The 16,617-nt window shown below is 53.7% G+C and carries 14 protein-coding genes; 10 read left to right on the forward strand and 4 right to left on the reverse strand.

From position 1 onward, the window contains the following. Positions 1 to 30 precede the first annotated feature (30 nt). Together OGV80_RS02030 and OGV80_RS02035 are read left to right on the forward strand one after the other, a co-directional pair. Positions 31 to 441: a CidA/LrgA family protein gene (locus OGV80_RS02030; protein ID WP_075145347.1), complete on the forward strand. Its 411-nt coding sequence runs from the start codon at positions 31 to 33 to the stop codon at positions 439 to 441. After that, positions 434 to 1,123, forward strand: coding sequence for an LrgB family protein (locus tag OGV80_RS02035; protein WP_003031745.1), 690 nt, complete (start codon positions 434 to 436; stop codon positions 1,121 to 1,123). The genes OGV80_RS02030 and OGV80_RS02035 overlap by 8 nt, the downstream gene beginning before the upstream one ends. A gap of 14 nt (positions 1,124 to 1,137) precedes the next feature. Here OGV80_RS02035 and OGV80_RS02040 read toward each other — a convergent pair whose 3' ends face one another. Beyond that, positions 1,138 to 2,427 carry a Gfo/Idh/MocA family protein gene (locus OGV80_RS02040; protein ID WP_087052811.1) on the reverse strand — a complete coding sequence of 430 codons (1,290 nt, stop codon included), beginning with the start codon at positions 2,425 to 2,427 and terminating at the stop codon, positions 1,138 to 1,140. A gap of 242 nt (positions 2,428 to 2,669) precedes the next feature. On the opposite strand from OGV80_RS02040, the gene OGV80_RS02045 reads away from it, so the two are divergent. After that, positions 2,670 to 3,617 (forward strand): DUF4431 domain-containing protein, encoded by a 948-nt coding sequence (locus tag OGV80_RS02045; RefSeq protein WP_051642778.1) that lies wholly within the window; start codon positions 2,670 to 2,672, stop codon positions 3,615 to 3,617. Positions 3,618 to 3,829: 212 nt separating this feature from the next. On the opposite strand, the gene actP is transcribed toward OGV80_RS02045, so the two are convergent. From actP to acs, 3 genes are all read right to left on the reverse strand, one after another. Further along, positions 3,830 to 5,479 (reverse strand): cation/acetate symporter ActP, encoded by a 1,650-nt coding sequence (actP, locus tag OGV80_RS02050; protein WP_043018092.1) that lies wholly within the window; start codon positions 5,477 to 5,479, stop codon positions 3,830 to 3,832. Next, entirely contained in the window at positions 5,476 to 5,790 is a 315-nt protein-coding gene (locus OGV80_RS02055; protein WP_006688274.1) for a DUF485 domain-containing protein, read from the reverse strand. Before OGV80_RS02055 ends, actP begins: the two co-directional genes overlap by 4 nt. Before the next feature lie 186 nt (positions 5,791 to 5,976). Then, on the reverse strand, positions 5,977 to 7,935 hold the full coding sequence (gene acs, locus OGV80_RS02060; protein WP_043018093.1) for an acetate--CoA ligase: 1,959 nt from the start codon (positions 7,933 to 7,935) through the stop codon (positions 5,977 to 5,979). 433 nt (positions 7,936 to 8,368) lie between these two features. Between acs and nrfA the strand changes: the two genes are divergently transcribed. The 7 genes from nrfA (at position 8,369) to gltP (ending at position 16,531) form a co-directional block, all read left to right on the forward strand. Then, complete coding sequence (gene nrfA, locus OGV80_RS02065; protein ID WP_043018094.1) at positions 8,369 to 9,805, forward strand: ammonia-forming nitrite reductase cytochrome c552 subunit; 1,437 nt, start codon at positions 8,369 to 8,371, stop codon at positions 9,803 to 9,805. Positions 9,806 to 9,849: 44 nt separating this feature from the next. Then, the gene (nrfB, locus tag OGV80_RS02070) at positions 9,850 to 10,416 is read left to right on the forward strand and encodes a cytochrome c nitrite reductase pentaheme subunit (RefSeq protein WP_043018095.1); all 567 of its coding nucleotides are present in this window, start codon (positions 9,850 to 9,852) and stop codon (positions 10,414 to 10,416) included. Beyond that, positions 10,413 to 11,084, forward strand: a complete 672-nt coding sequence (gene nrfC, locus OGV80_RS02075; RefSeq protein WP_043018096.1) for a cytochrome c nitrite reductase Fe-S protein — start codon at positions 10,413 to 10,415, stop codon at positions 11,082 to 11,084. Before nrfB ends, nrfC begins: the two co-directional genes overlap by 4 nt. Further along, a complete protein-coding gene (gene nrfD, locus OGV80_RS02080; protein WP_047406963.1) occupies positions 11,081 to 12,037 on the forward strand; it encodes a cytochrome c nitrite reductase subunit NrfD in 957 nt (318 codons plus the stop codon). Before nrfC ends, nrfD begins: the two co-directional genes overlap by 4 nt. Positions 12,038 to 12,045: 8 nt before the next feature. After that, on the forward strand, positions 12,046 to 14,259 hold the full coding sequence (gene nrfF, locus OGV80_RS02085) for a heme lyase NrfEFG subunit NrfF (RefSeq protein WP_087052810.1): 2,214 nt from the start codon (positions 12,046 to 12,048) through the stop codon (positions 14,257 to 14,259). Next, positions 14,256 to 14,876: a heme lyase NrfEFG subunit NrfG gene (gene nrfG / locus OGV80_RS02090; protein WP_087052809.1), complete on the forward strand. Its 621-nt coding sequence runs from the start codon at positions 14,256 to 14,258 to the stop codon at positions 14,874 to 14,876. The genes nrfF and nrfG overlap by 4 nt, the downstream gene beginning before the upstream one ends. 344 nt (positions 14,877 to 15,220) lie before the next feature. Beyond that, entirely contained in the window at positions 15,221 to 16,531 is a 1,311-nt protein-coding gene (gene gltP / locus OGV80_RS02095; protein WP_043018099.1) for a glutamate/aspartate:proton symporter GltP, read from the forward strand. Positions 16,532 to 16,617 lie beyond the last annotated feature (86 nt).

A 16,617-nucleotide genomic window follows, 5' to 3' on the forward strand; every position in this document is an offset into this window, starting at 1 on the left:
GCGCTCTCTATTTTTTAAGGACATACCCTCATGGCTGTGGCGATAAGCCGCGTGACGCCTGCCGTTATTCATCGACTTCAGATACCCGTTCAGGTTCTGTTGTACGCAGGTCTATTTGTATTTGCTCAATATCTTGTCTCCTGGCTGCATTTGCCGCTTCCTGCCAACCTGGTGGGGATGGTGCTGATGTTGGCGTTGATTGTCTGTCGGGTTATCCCGCTGAAGTGGATCCGCGCTGGGGCTCGCTGGTTACTGGCTGAAATGCTGCTATTTTTTGTCCCAGCGGTGGTGGCCGTCGTCAACTACACGCAGCTGTTGTTGGTCGATGGCTGGCGCATATTTTCCGTCATTGCGCTAAGTACGGTGATGGTGCTTGGCGCAACGGCGTGGGTGGTGGATAAAGTGTATCGCTATGAAATGAGCAGGCTAAACCGTGAGTAATTTCCAGCTAAGCGTGCTGTGTCTGGTGATTACGCTGGGCATCTATTTTGCCAACAAGCGTCTGTATCGCCGTTTTCGTAAATTACCGCTGATGCCATTGGTGCTCACTCCGGCGCTGCTGGTGCTGATGCTGGTCTTTGGGCACATCTCCTGGCAAAACTATATTGGTGAATCGCACTGGCTGCTGTGGCTGCTGGGACCTGCAACCATCGCCTTTGCCGTGCCGGTTTATGACAACCTTGCGGTGATTAAGCGCCATTGGATGTCGCTGACGGCGGGCGTAGTGACGGCTACGCTGGTGGCTGTCACCAGTTCCGTTTGGTTGGCGCGTCTGTTTATGCTGCCTGATGAAATCCAGCGCAGTCTGGCGGTGCGCTCCGTCACTACGCCGTTTGCGCTGGCGGCGGCAGAGCCGTTGGGCGGGCAGCCGGACCTGGTGGCATTGTTCGTGGTGGTGACCGGTGTATTCGGTATGGCGGTCGGCGATGTGCTGTTTTTACGACTTTCCATTCGCGAAGGGATGGCGAAAGGCGCAGGATTTGGCGCCGCATCGCATGGCGCAGGCACGGCACGCTCATATGAGCTCGGCCAGCAGGAGGGCGTGGTTGCCAGCCTGGTGATGATGCTTTCTGGCGTGGTGATGGTGCTGGTAGCGCCGCTGGTCGCAAGGCTGATGTTCTGACCAGCGGCGGTGTGCTATTTCAAGCGTGAAATCAGCGAGAATTCTTTAAAATTCACCGGCCGCTGTTGCTGCATGGAAATATTCCCGGCGATACCGGTCAAAATCGACATGGCGCCGGCGCGATGGCCGGCGGCACGCTGCAACGGATCGTGCCGCGGCTCGCCAAACAGATCCGCCAGCATGGCGTTATCACCGCCACCGTGACCGCCTTCGCCGAGGGTAAAATCAGCCTGCCACGGCGCGGCAAACATCGGGAAAACAGTGATGTCACAGGCTTCAAGGCTGCCTTCGTTGTCCCGCTCCCCTCCGGCGTTGACGTAGGATTTCTCAACGATTTTCATCTCCAGGCGGCCTTCGCTACCGTTAAACACCACGTTCAAGCCTTCCCATGGCAGCCAGGTGTTCAGTGAATAGGTAAGCTGCACCTGATTCTGATATTTCACCAGCACCGACATGGTGTCTTCAATGGTGATACCGTCGCTGAACACGCTCTGGTCGCGGAAATAGTTATCTTCGTGTTCGGCATCCAGATAGAGCGCTTTAAGCTGAGGATTCTCGGCCATATGCAGCGCAAACGGATCGTCTTTGGCCTGCGCATAGCCGTGAGTGCGCGGGTAAAATTGCGTCACGCCCCGGCGTTCGGCGTTCTCTTTTCCGTAGAAACGCAGGCTACCTTCGGCATACACCCGCTCCGGATAACTGCCCAGCCAGAAGTTCATCAGATCAAAATGGTGAGTGGATTTATGCACTAATAAGCCGCCGCTATTCCGTTTTTCGCGATGCCAGCGGCGGAAATAATCGGCACCGTGCTCGGTATTGAGCAACCATTCAAAGTGAACCGAATAAACTTCGCCAATCGTACCGTTCATCAGCAGTTCGCGAACTTTGCTGTGGTGCGGCGCATAGCGATAGTTAAAGGCGACGCGTACCTGACGTCCGGTCTCTTCAATGGCGTCCAGAATCCGCAGGGCGCGTTGCTCATCGATGGTCATCGGTTTTTCGGTGATTACATCGCAGCCCGCGCGTAGCGCACGCACGATGTAGTCGTCGTGAGTCCGGTCCATGGTGGTTACAATGATGATATCCGGGCGAGTTTCTCGGATCATCTCTTCAAACTGCTGCGCTTTCCATGTGGAGACAGGGGCTGCGCCTTCGTTCTTCAGAAGCTGGTTAGCGTAATTCATACGCGTTTGATTGGTGTCGCAAAAGGCAACCAAACGAGCATTTTCCTTCCATTGCCCGCCAATCGCGCTGATGTAAAGTCCCGCGCGCCCGCCGGTTCCTACCAGGGCATATTTCTTCATAACATCCTCATCCTTCAAAAATGAATTGCAGTATCGATGTAATAAAAACAGTGTTTCAATTTGATTTTTGTACAATAGCGCTAATGCGGAAGATGGATACAACGTAGAGGGAAAAATGTGATCCCGACCAAAATGATCGGCGGAGGGGGCGAGATTCTTATTTTCTTAGAGGCTATGTTTAAATTTATGTTCACGCCTTAGAATAGTGATAAATGTTACTCGCCATTGTAAGGACGCGCAGCGTGAAATATTTGTGGTTATCTGCTCTCTTGTTCAGTCATGCCGTTTTGGCCTGGTGTCCTGATGAAGACCAACGGGTGACATTGCAGGGAACATTAATACAACAGACGTTACCCGGTCCGCCAAATTACGAAAGCATTAAAGATGGCGATGAGGCGGTAACTTATGATTATCTTAAATTGGATCAACCGTTTGAGTGCGATGTTACTGGTGAGCGTGAAAGTGTTCCGCTAGTACAGCTTATTTTGATGGGCAAAAATAAGCCTGGTTACGCCGATCTTGCTCCTTCTCTGGGAAAAGATGTCATCCTGACCGGGAAAACGATGTATGCCCAGACGGGGCGTCACTTTACTTCTGTGCTGCTTATTCTTGATAGCGCCAAAAACGTTACTCCCATCACCACGCCAGAACAAAAGAAAAGCGCGCTAATTCAGTTTCAACAGTTCCAACAGGCGTTGCGGGAGAAAAATGTTGTCGCGTTGAAAACATATTTTGTCTTTCCTTTGCAGGGGACGCTATTTGACTTTATTGCTTATGACGAAAATCGTCAGGAAGAAGTACTTACCGAGGCTGTATTTGATCAAAATTCGCAGCAGATTATGGCGCATCTGCAGATGCTGACCAATATCGGCGTTGATGCTGAATCCCTGATGATAAACGAGTACAGAATTAACACACTTTCGGAACGTGAGCAGCAACGTCGCTATTTTCCAGCGGATGAAGATGGCATGTTTTATTATGAAGAAAACGGTAAACGTCATACCGTTACAGGAACATGCGATACCATCGCTCAAGGGGAACTTACAGACGGTATTCTTTTTACTTCGCAGGGGACAAGTGCAAATGAGCAACTCCCCGGTCTTTCAGAAAATTGTGACGGCGCGACGTCATATATGTTCAAGCTGGTTGATGGCAAACTGCGACTGACGGGGAGTTTTACTGCAGACTAATGACGTATTACAGATGGAATGGAATAAAAATAGAAAAGGATGTTAAAAATGCTTAATGATTTATTTATGGGCTGGCAGTGGCTAAATCTTGTGTGTGCGATTGTTTTCCTGTTGCTTATCGCTGTACCTGCTCGTCGCTTTATAACGGATGAGAATCCTGGATGATTTGCTGAATGTCTTCCCCGGCCAAAATGACCGGGGAAGAGGAGGAGTTAGTGTGCGCGACCTTGTTCTACGCCGTACCCGGTCTGGGAACGGATGAACTGAGCACGGAACTGCTCGCGTTCGCGATTGCCTTCTTCTGAGTTGTCGGTAGCAGAGAAGAACCAAATCCCGAGGAATGCTACGCTAATGGAGAACAGCGCCGGATACTCATACGGGAAAATGGCTTTTTCGTGACCGAGGATCTGGACCCAAATCGTCGGGCCAAGAATCATCAGCACCACCGCCGTCAGCAGACCTAACCAGCCGCCCAGCATCGCGCCACGCGTGGTCAGTCTTGACCAGTACATGGAGAGCAGAATGATGGGGAAGTTGCAGCTGGCCGCGATAGCAAACGCCAGGCCTACCATGAAGGCGATGTTCTGGTTCTCAAACAGCACGCCGAGCAGAATAGCAATCACGCCCAACACCAGTACGGTGATTTTCGAGACTCTCAGCTCTTCACGTTCGGTTGCGCCTTTGCGGAACACGTTGGCGTACAGGTCATGAGAGACTGCCGATGCACCCGCCAGCGTCAGGCCGGCAACCACCGCCAGGATGGTGGCAAATGCCACGGCTGAGATAAAGCCGAGGAACAGGTTACCGCCCACCGCGTTCGCCAGGTGAACCGCTGCCATGTTGTTACCGCCAATCAACGCACCTGCAGCGTCTTTGTACGCCGGATTAGCCCCTACCAGCATGATTGCGCCAAAGCCGATGATAAAGGTCAGGATGTAGAAATAACCCATAAAACCGGTGGCGTAGAACACGCTCTTACGCGCTTCGCGGGCATCGCTGACCGTGAAGAAACGCATCAGGATGTGCGGCAAGCCTGCCGTACCAAACATCAGGCCGAGACCTAACGACAGCGCGGAGATCGGATCTTTAACCAGTCCTCCCGGGCTCATAATGGCTGAACCTTTCGGGTGTACCGCCATCGCTTCGGTGAACAGGTTGTTGAAGCTAAAGCCGACGTGCTTCATCACCATAAAGGCCATAAAGCTGGCGCCGAACAGCAACAGAACGGCTTTGATGATCTGTACCCAGGTGGTCGCCAGCATGCCGCCAAACAGAACGTACATCATCATCAGCACGCCAACCAGCACGACGGCGATGTGATAGTTCAGACCAAATAGCAGCTCAATCAGCTTACCTGCGCCGACCATCTGGGCGATCAGGTACAGCGCGACCACCACAAGGGAACCACAGGCCGACAGAATACGGATTGGGCCTTGTTTCAGACGGTAGGAAGCAACGTCTGCAAAGGTGTAACGACCCAGGTTACGCAAACGCTCAGCAATCAGGAACAGGATAATTGGCCAGCCAACCAGGAAGCCGAGGGAATAGATCAGCCCGTCATAACCCGAGGTAAACACCAGCGCGGAAATCCCGAGGAACGATGCCGCCGACATATAGTCGCCCGCAATCGCCAGCCCGTTCTGGAAACCAGTGATGTTACCGCCAGCGGTGTAGTAGTCATTCCGCGAACGTACGCGCTTAGACGCCCAGTAGGTAATGCCGAGCGTAAAGATGACGAAAATCAGGAACATAACAATCGCCTGCCAGTTGGTTGGCTGGCGTTGGACTGCACCACTAATAGCATCCGCCGCGTTTGCGGCGAAGGGCAGCGTGGCGGCAAGCGCCGTCAGGACTCTCTTCATGATGCTTTAACCTCGTGCAGAACCGCATTGTTCAGGCGATCGAATTCACCATTTGCCCGCCAGATGTAGATCCCGGTCAGGATGAAAGAGATGAGGATCACACCGACCCCAATCGGAATACCGCGGGTGACGCTGGTTCCCGCGTGTAGCGGAGTACCCAGCCAGCCCGGCGCAAAGGCAATCAATAATATAAAGCTGATATAAACTGCCAGCATGATGATGGACAGAATGGTGGCAAACCGTTGCCGTTTTTCAACTAACTCCCTGAAACGCGCACTGTCTTCTATCCGCTGATAAATATTGTCATTCATCACAGAGCTCTCCAGAGGTCCCCTTCGTCTTTCGCGCAGCAGGCATGACCTGACTGCTGTCGCAGCCCTGCAACGCGAAATCCTTTGGGGGAGGGTTTTTATATTTCCCTCCCGCTCAGGGGAGGGGTAGGGATAGGATTTGTAGGCCCGATAAGCAGCGCGCCATCGGGCATTTCACGGTTATGGTTATGATGGCATCGCGATGGCCTGCTTCTCTTCGAGCAGTTTCTCTACCACGCCCGGATCGGCGAGGGTCGAGGTATCGCCCAGATTGCTGGTATCGCCCGCCGCGATTTTACGCAGGATACGGCGCATGATTTTGCCGGAGCGGGTTTTCGGCAGTGAGTCGGTCCAGTGCAGCACGTCTGGCGTTGCCAACGGACCAATTTCTTTACGCACCCAGTTGCGAACCTCGGCGTACAACTCAGGTGACGGCTCTTCGCCGTGATTCAGCGTGACGTAGGCGTAGATCGCCTGGCCTTTAATATTATGCGGAATACCGACTACCGCGGCTTCGGCAATCTTCGGATGCGACACCAACGCCGATTCGATTTCTGCCGTTCCCAGACGGTGACCAGAGACGTTCAGCACATCGTCCACACGGCCGGTGATCCAGTAATAACCATCTTCATCACGGCGTGCGCCGTCGCCGCTGAAGTACATATTCTTGAAGGTGGAGAAATAGGTTTGCTCAAAGCGTTCGTGATCGCCAAACAGCGTTCTCGCCTGGCCCGGCCACGAGTCGGTAATTACCAGGTTGCCTTCGGTCGCGCCTTCCAGTGGATTACCTTCGTTATCGACAATCGCAGGCTGTACGCCAAAGAACGGACGGGTTGCGGAACCGGCTTTCAGCTCGGTGGCGCCCGGCAGCGGGGTGATCATGAATCCCCCGGTTTCAGTCTGCCACCAGGTATCGACGACCGGACATTTTTCGTTGCCGATCTTCTTCCAGTACCACTCCCATGCTTCCGGGTTGATCGGCTCGCCAACGGAACCCAGGATACGCAGCGACGAACGGTCAGTACCTTCAATCGCTTTATCGCCTTCTGCCATCAGGGCGCGGATGGCGGTCGGTGCGGTATACAGAATATTGACCTGGTGCTTGTCCACAACCTGCGACATTCGTGCCGGAGTAGGCCAGTTTGGCACGCCTTCGAACATCAGCGTGGTTGCGCCGCAGGCCAGCGGACCGTACAGCAGGTAGCTGTGTCCGGTTACCCAACCTACGTCAGCGGTACACCAATAAATATCGCCCTGATGGTAGTCAAACACGTACTTAAAGGTGGTTGCGGCGTAGACCAGATACCCGCCGGTGGTGTGCAGCACGCCTTTCGGTTTGCCAGTTGAACCGGAGGTATACAGGATAAACAGCGGATCTTCCGCGTTCATTTCTTCTGGCTGATGTTCCGGGCTGGCTTTCTCGATAAGATCGGACCACCACAGGTCACGGCCTTCTTGCCATTCCGTTTTACCGCCAGTACGTTTGAGGACGACTACATGTTCAACGGTTTTCACGTTCGGGTTTTTCAGCGCATCATCGACGTTCTTTTTCAACGGGATAGCGCGTCCGGCGCGCACGCCTTCGTCGGCTGTGATAACCAGGCGTGAATTAGAGTCGATAATACGTCCGGCGACGGCCTCCGGTGAGAAACCACCGAAGATGACCGAATGCACCGCGCCAATGCGGGCGCAGGCCAGCATGGCGACCGCAGCTTCCGGCACCATCGGCATATAAATTGCCACCACATCACCTTTTTTAATGCCTAAATCCAGTAATGTATTGGCAAAACGACAGACATCGCGATGCAGCTCGCGGTAGGTAATATGTTTGCTTTGGGTGGCGTCGTCGCCTTCCCAGATGATGGCGGTACGATCGCCATTTGCCTGCAGATGACGGTCGAGGCAGTTCGCTGCCAGGTTTAGCGTGCCGTCTTCGTACCATTTAATAGACACGTTGCCTGGCGCAAACGAGGTGTTCTTCACCTGGCTGTACGGTTTGATCCAATCAAGAATCTTTCCCTGCTCGCCCCAAAATGTGTCGGGTTCGTTAACAGATTGCTGGTACTTCGCTTCGTACTGCTCCGGATTTATCAGGCAACGATCCGCAATGTTTGCGGGAATAGCGTGTTTATGTATTTGGCTCATGGCTTTTGTTCTCCTTGTAGGATGTTAATAATATGTCTCATAAACGTTAAATGTAGGGGCATTGAGAGTTTTGTTTAGTATTTGCGCGGCAGATCACGCAATAAACGAATTGTGCAAATTAGCGACAAACTGAATTTTGAAGGGAACTAGCAAAAATTGATTAAATCTCGCGATAACATGTAGTTATCTAAAGGATTGTTGAAAAGGTGATCTGTCTCTGAATTAGACCAAAGAGTGAGAGGTTTGAGGGGTGTTATAACTCTAAAGTGGTATTTTACATACACTTACAATTGATTAAAGACAACATTTTCAGTGTGGTTTCTTGTTACAAATAGGGTGGAGCAATGTCATGACAGTATCGTGTGGTTGCTGTTGTGGAAAACAATAAAAGAACCGCCATTGCAGATAATGGCGTCATCTGGATGAGACCCCTATGGCAAGGATAAAATCACGCGTACGCCGTTTCTTCAGCCTGTTATTACCTTTATTATTTATTTCTGCTGTTCACGCTGAACAAACTTCTGTACCCGCAAAAACCGTCACCGTTGAAGCGAAAAATGAAACCTTCGCTCCTCAGCATCCCGATCAATATCTCTCCTGGAAAGCCACGTCTGAGCAATCAGCCCGTGAAGATGCGCTGGCAGAAGATCCGCGTCTGGTGATCCTGTGGGCGGGATATCCATTCTCGCGCGATTACAACAAACCGCGTGGACATGCGTATGCCGTGACCGATGTCCGTGAAACCTTACGTACCGGCGCACCAAAAACGGCAGAAGACGGCCCGCTGCCGATGGCTTGCTGGAGCTGTAAAAGCCCGGACGTAGCGCGTCTTATCCAGAAAGACGGTGAAGATGGCTACTTCCACGGTAAATGGGCGCGCGGCGGTCCGGAAATTGTTAACAACCTCGGTTGTGCAGATTGCCATAACACCGCGTCACCCGACTTCGCCAAAGGCAAGCCAGAGCTGACCCTGTCGCGTCCTTATGCAGAACGCGCGATGGAAGCGATCGGCAAACCGTTCGAGAAAGCCGGTCGCTTTGACCAGCAATCCATGGTCTGCGGCCAGTGTCACGTGGAATACTACTTCGACGGTAAAAACAAAGCCGTTAAGTTTCCGTGGGACGACGGCATGAAAGTCGAGAACATGGAGAAATACTACGACAACATTGCTTTCTCTGACTGGACCAACTCCCTGTCTAAAACACCCATGCTGAAAGCGCAGCACCCGGAGTATGAAACCTGGAGCGCAGGTATTCATGGCAAGAACAACGTGACCTGTATCGACTGCCACATGCCAAAAGTGCAAAACGCGGAAGGCAAGATCTACACCGACCATAAGATTGGTAACCCGTTCGATAACTTCCCTCAGACCTGCGCGAACTGCCATACCCAGGACAAAGCGTCCCTGCAAAAAGTGGTCGCCGAGCGTAAACAGGCCATTCATGACCTGAAAATCAAGGTTGAAGATCAACTGGTACATGCGCACTTCGAAGCGAAAGCCGCATGGGATGCGGGCGCAACCGAAGCGGAAATGAAACCGATTCTGGAAGATATCCGCCACGCGCAATGGCGCTGGGACCTGTCTATCGCCTCACATGGTATTCACATGCACGCCCCGGAAGAAGGTCTGCGGATGCTGGGTAGCGCAATGGATAAAGCCGCCGATGCGCGTACCAAACTGGTCCGTCTGCTGGCGACCAAAGGCATCACGCATGAAATCCCGTTACCGGATATCTCTACTAAAGAGAAAGCTCAGGCAGCGATTGGTCTGAACATGCAGCAAATCAATGCTGAGAAGCAGGAGTTCATCAAGACGGTGATTCCGCAGTGGGAAGATCAGGCGCGTAAAAACGGTCTGTTAAGCCAATAACCCCATTTCGCCCCGCAAGGGGCGGATAACTCAACGGAGTGAATATGAGCGTATTACGTTCGTTATTAACTGCTGGGGTGCTGGCGTCAGGCTTGTTATGGAGCCTGAGTGGAATCACTGCCACGCCAACGCCGCAGGAGTCGGATCAACGCTGGACGGTTACCCAACAGCGTAATCCGGATGCCGCTTGTCTGGACTGTCACAAGCCGGATACCGAGGGCATGCATGGTAAGCATGCGGAAGTCATCAACCCGAATAACAAACTGCCGGTCACCTGCACCAACTGTCACGGCCAGCCGTCACCGAACCACCGTGAGGGGGTGAAGGATGTGATGCGCTTTAATGAGCCGATGTACAACGTGGAACAGCAGAACAGCGTCTGTATGTCTTGTCACCTGCCTGAGCAGTTGCAAAAAGCGTTCTGGCCGCACGATGTCCACGTAACCAAAGTGGCGTGCGCCAGCTGTCACTCACTGCATCCGAAGCAAGACACGATGCAGACGCTAAGTGATAAAGGACGGATCAAAATTTGCGTCGATTGCCACAGCGATCAGCGTAACAATCCGAACTTTAACCCGGCGTCGGTTCCGTTGCTTAAGGAGCATCCATGAGTTGCTCTCGTCGCCAGTTTATCACCGGCGTCGGCGCGCTGGTGGCAGTGAGCGGGACGGCGGGACGCGTTGTGGCGCAGACGCTGAACATCAACGGCGTGCGTTACGGTATGGTACATGATGAGTCATTATGCATCGGTTGTACGGCCTGCATGGATGCCTGTCGGGAAGTCAACAACGTGCCCGAAGGCGTATCGCGTCTGACGATTATTCGCAGCGAGCCGCAGGGAACGTTTCCTGATGTGAAGTATCGCTTCTTTCGCCACTCATGCCAGCATTGCGACCACGCTCCCTGCGTTGACGTCTGCCCGACGGGGGCATCGTATCGCGATGCAGCCAACGGTATTGTGGATGTGAACCCGGACCTTTGTGTTGGCTGTCAGTACTGCATCGCCGCGTGTCCTTATCGCGTGCGCTTTATCCATCCGGTGAGCAAAACGGCGGATAAATGCGATTTCTGCCGGAAAACCAACCTGAAAGCGGGCAAACAGCCCGCCTGCGTTGAGTCATGTCCGACGAAGGCGCTGACGTTTGGTAATCTGGACGATCCCAACAGCGATATCTCCCGTTTGTTGCAGCAGAAAACCACCTACCGTTACAAGCTGGCGTTGGGTACAAAACCGAAGGTCTACCGCGTTCCCTTTAAATTTGGGGAGGTGAGCCAATGACATCCGCTTCTGCATTTCATTTTGAATCACTGGTGTGGGACTGGCCCATTGCCATCTATCTGTTCCTGATTGGCATCTCTGCCGGACTGGTCACGCTGGCGATTCTGCTACGTCGTTTCCATCCGGAGGCGGGCGGTTCGGACAGCACGCTGCTGCGCACTACGCTGGTGTTAGGGCCGGGGGCGATAATCTTCGGTCTGTTAATTCTGGTGTTCCACCTGACGCGTCCATGGACCTTCTGGAAACTGATGTTCCATTACAGCTTCACCTCGGTGATGTCGATGGGGGTTATGCTGTTCCAGTTGTACATGGTGGTATTAGTATTGTGGTTGGCAAAAATCTTTGAAAAAGAGGTGATTGCCCTGCAACAGCGCTGGCTGCCGCGGTTAGGAATCGTGCAGAAAGTGTTGACGTTGATAACGCCATTTCATCGCGCGCTGGAGACGTTAATGCTGGTGCTGGCGGTCCTGCTCGGGGCGTATACCGGGTTCCTGCTGTCGGCACTGAAATCCTACCCGTTCCTGAATAACCCGATCCTGCCGGTGCTGTTCCTGTTCTCCGGGATCTCCTCCGGCGCGGCGGTGGCGCTGATCGCCATGGCGTTACGACATCGTAGCAATCCCCACAGCACTGAAGCGCACTTTGTGCATCGCATGGAGGTTCCGGTGGTATGGCTGGAGATCTTCCTGCTGGCGGCGTTCTTTGTTGGTCTGGCGCTGGGCGATGACGGTAAAATGCGCGCGCTGGCCGCGGCATTGGGCGGCGGATTCTGGACCTGGTGGTTCTGGCTTGGCGTAGCTGGGCTTGGGCTGATACTGCCGATGCTGCTAAAACCCTGGGCCAACCGCAGTTCGACGTTTCATGGCGTGCTGGCAGTGTGCGGCGCCAGCCTGACCGGCGTACTGCTGCTGCGCTTTTTTATACTCTATGCGGGTCAGCTAACCGTTGCGTAAGGTGATATCTGGACGTTCTCCTTCCTGAAGCCGGTTTTCTGGCGTTGTTATTAAGCCTCGGGGTCAATGTGTTGACCCCGCTTGCCGTGTTGGTGGGTGTCCGCCAGCGCTGGCAAGGGGTGATGCGTCTGGCAAGCGTGGGAGTATGGGCGCAATTTGCGCTGCTGCTGCTGGCTTTTGCCATTCTGGTATTCTGCTTTTTGACCAGCGACTTTTCGGTGGTCTACGTTGCTCAGCACAGCTACAGCCTGCTGCCGTGGGGATTAAAACTGGCGGCGGTGTGGGGCGGTCATGAAGGATCGCTGCTGCTGTGGGTGCTGTTTCTTTCCGGCTGGAGCGCGCTGTTTGCTTTTCGCTATCGGCGTGATTCCGACGCGCTGTTTCCGCTGACGCTCAGCGTCCTCTCAATGATTACGGCCTTGCTGCTGCTGTTTGTGGTGGTATGGTCCGATCCGTTTGTGCGCATCTTCCCGCCGGCCATCGAAGGGCGCGACCTTAATCCGATGCTGCAACATCTCGGGTTAATCCTCCATCCGCCGCTGCTGTACCTGGGTTACGGTGGTTTAATGGTGGCGGCAGGCGTGGCGCTAGCCTCGCTGCTACGTGGTGACTTTAATGCGCAGAGCGCCTGGGTGTGCTGGCGCTGGGCGCTGCCCGGCTGGTGCGCGCTAACGCTGGGGATTATCCTCGGCTCCTGGTGGGCCTACTGCGAGCTGGGCTGGGGCGGCTGGTGGTTCTGGGACCCGGTAGAAAATGCCTCCTTATTACCCTGGCTTTCCGCCAGCGCGCTGCTGCATAGCCTGTACATCACGCGCCAGCGGGGGATCTTCCGCCATTGGTCGCTGTTGCTGGCGATCGTCACGCTGATTTTATCGCTGCTCGGGACGCTGATTGTGCGCTCCGGCATTCTCGTTTCGGTGCATGCTTTCGCGCTGGATAACGTTCGCGCCGCGCCGCTGTTTGCGCTGTTTACCGTATTGAGCCTGGCGTCGCTTGGGCTGTACGCCTGGCGAGGCCAGCAAGTCCGCCAGAGTGGGCGTTTTGGCGGCTGGTCGCGCGAGATGCTGATTCTGGTCGCGTTATTACTTTTTTGCGCGGTGCTGCTGATTGTGCTGATTGGTACCCTCTATCCGATGATTTACGGGTTGTTTGGCTGGGGGCGGCTCTCCGTGGGCTCGCCGTACTTTAACCGCGCCACGCTGCCTTTTGGCCTGCTGATGCTGCTGGTTATCGTGCTGGCAACGATCAGAAGCCGCAAAGTGTCTGTGCGTTGTCAACTTCCGGCGCTGCTGGCGCATGCCGGGGTGCTGGTGTTTGCTGCGGGGATCGTTTTCTCCAGCGGCAGTCGTCAGGAGATAAGCCTGAATCTGAGCCCGGGGCAGCAGGTGGAACTGGCGGGATACACTTTTCGTTTTGAGCGTCTCGACCTGGAAGCAAAAGGTAACTACACCAGTGAAAAAGCGCAGATCACGCTGTGGCAGGATGAGAAACGCATTGGCACCCTGCAGCCAGAAAGACGCTTCTATGCCGCGCGCCGTCAACAGATGATGGAGCCGGGGATCAGCTGGAACCTGATGCATGACTGGTACGCGGTAATAGGCGAAAAAACCGGAGCGGACCGTTACGCCATGCGCTTATACGTGCAGACTGGCGTGCGCTGGATCTGGGGAGGGGGATTGTTGATGGTGTTTGGCGCGTTGCTGAGCGCATGGCGAGGGAGGAAGCATCCTGAGTTATTGCCTGATGGCGCTGCGCTTATCAGGCCTACGAGTGAAAAGCAGGGTAGGCCGGATAAGGCGTTCACGCCGCCATCCGGCAAAACGATGTTACTTGTGGCTTTACTGATTTTTCTGCCTTTTGCCACCCATGCCCAGGTGGTGGACACATGGACGTTTGCCAACCCGCAACAGCAGGAAAAAGCGCTGTCTATTGCCAGCCAACTGCGCTGTCCACAGTGTCAAAACCAAAACTTGCTGGAATCCAATGCGCCGGTAGCGGTCAGTATGCGCCATCAGGTTTATAGCATGGTGGCGGAAGGGAAAAGTGAAGCCGAGATAACGACGTGGATGACCGACCGTTACGGTGATTTCGTGCGCTACAACCCGCCGTTGAATGAGCAAACGCTGCTGCTGTGGGCGCTGCCGTGCCTGCTGTTATTACTGGTGGGCGTGGTGGTCTGGCGGGTGAGAAGTCGTCAGCGCGTAGAGGAGGGTGAGCAATGAATCAGGGCGAACACTCCACTGCGCCGTTACGCCCAATGCCTGTGAAGCGGCTGACTGCTGTAGCGGTGCTGATGGTTGCGGTCTGCATAGGAGGTTACCTGTCGACGCCAAAATGGCAGGCGGTTCGTCAGGAGCAGGCGCGGCTGGCGGACCCTTTACATGCGTTCTCCGATGAGAACCTTCAGGAAAAACAGCTGCTTTTGCTGCAAACGCAAATTCGCGCCAATCCACAGGACGGTGTGAAATGGGCGCAACTTGGGGAGTACTATCTTTGGCAAAACGCGTACCATAATGCACTGCTGGCCTATGAGCAGGCGCTGCGTGTAGGTGGTGAAAATGCTGAGATCTATTCAGCGATGGCAACGGTATTGTACTACCAGGCCGGACAACATATGACGCCGACCACTCGCGAGATGATTGATAAGGCCCTGGCGTTGGACCCGGCAGAGGTCACCGCCTTGATGCTGTTAGCTTCAGATGCGTTTATGCAGGCAGAATACGCCCAGGCTATATCAGTGTGGCAAAAAGTTATGGATTTAAACTCGCCGAGGGTGAACCGGGCGCAGCTCATTGACTCTATTAATATGGCGAAGTTGTTGCAGAATCGGCAAAAATAAATTTGTTTTTTTTGTGATTTGTATCATTTTGTCTGTTTAAAAAATAGGCAAACGAACAATTGAGCAAAAAAAAATCATGCCATGACTTCTTCATTTTTGAACATATTAAAATTCTTTTATAACAAAAAGTTATTCATTGTTACCGCGATAAAATCGCATTTTTATGCATAAATTCAGCCAAAGGCCCTGTTCTTAGAGGGTTGCGCGGAATGCCATGCAGATGATAATGATAATAAGCGTTAAAAAACTCCATAAACGAACGCAACACAATTCATACCCTTTCAGTATGTACTATTCCCACACACCGCATGTGGAATAGCGCTCCATCGAGGAAGTCCGTTGTTATGAAAAATTTGAAAGTCAGCCTGGCATGGCAGATTCTAATCGCCATGGTGCTGGGCATTCTGCTAGGGAGTTACCTGCATTACCATAGCGACAGCCGTGAATGGCTGGTTGTAAACCTGCTGTCACCGGCGGGCGATATCTTTATCCATCTGATCAAAATGATCGTTGTGCCCATTGTCATCTCTACGCTGATTGTCGGTATTGCCGGGGTCGGTGATGCCAAACAGCTGGGCCGCATTGGCGCCAAAACAATTCTCTATTTCGAAGTGATCACCACCGTGGCGATTATCCTTGGGATCACGCTGGCCAATGTGTTCCAGCCGGGTTCCGGGATTGATATGTCGCAACTGGCGACCGTGGATATTTCGAAATATCAAAGCACGACCGCAGAAGTACAGAGCCACGCGCATGGCCTGATGGGGACAATTTTGTCACTGGTGCCGACCAATATCGTCGCATCGATGGCAAAAGGCGATATGCTGCCGATTATCTTCTTCTCAGTGCTGTTCGGTTTAGGTCTGTCGTCCCTGCCGGCAACTCACCGCGAGCCGCTGGTTACCGTGTTCCGCTCTATTTCCGAAACCATGTTTAAAGTGACTCACATGGTGATGCGCTACGCGCCAGTCGGCGTTTTTGCGCTGATTGCCGTTACCGTCGCGAACTTCGGTTTTGCCTCCCTGTGGCCGCTGGCGAAGCTGGTGCTGTTGGTGCATTTCGCCATCCTGTTCTTCGCGCTGGTGGTGCTGGGGATTGTCGCGCGTATCTGCGGTTTGAGCATCTGGATCCTGATCCGCATTCTGAAAGATGAGCTGATTCTGGCTTACTCTACCGCCAGCTCCGAGAGCGTACTGCCGCGTATTATCGAGAAGATGGAAGCCTATGGCGCGCCAGCTTCAATCACCAGCTTTGTGGTGCCGACCGGCTACTCATTCAACCTTGATGGTTCAACGTTGTACCAGAGCATCGCTGCTATCTTTATCGCGCAGTTGTACGGTATCGACCTGTCGCTGTGGCAGGAAATCGTGCTGGTGCTGACGCTGATGGTGACCTCAAAAGGGATTGCGGGCGTGCCGGGCGTATCATTCGTGGTGCTGCTGGCTACGCTTGGCAGCGTGGGGATCCCGCTGGAAGGACTGGCGTTTATCGCCGGTGTTGACCGTATCCTCGATATGGCGCGTACCGCGCTGAACGTAGTGGGTAACGCGCTGGCGGTGCTGGTTATCGCCAAGTGGGAACACAAATTTGACCGCAAAAAAGCGCTGGCCTACGAGCGCGAGATGCTGGGTAAATTTGATAAGACTGCCTTGTAGGCCGGATAAGGCAACGCCGCCATCCGGCAACCTGCTCCGGGTTGCCTGATGGCGCTATGCTTATCAGGCCTACAGCGACTACGTTC

This window comes from Citrobacter sp. Ce119, from assembly GCF_030334525.1.
Lineage (GTDB): Bacteria > Pseudomonadota > Gammaproteobacteria > Enterobacterales > Enterobacteriaceae > Citrobacter > Citrobacter europaeus.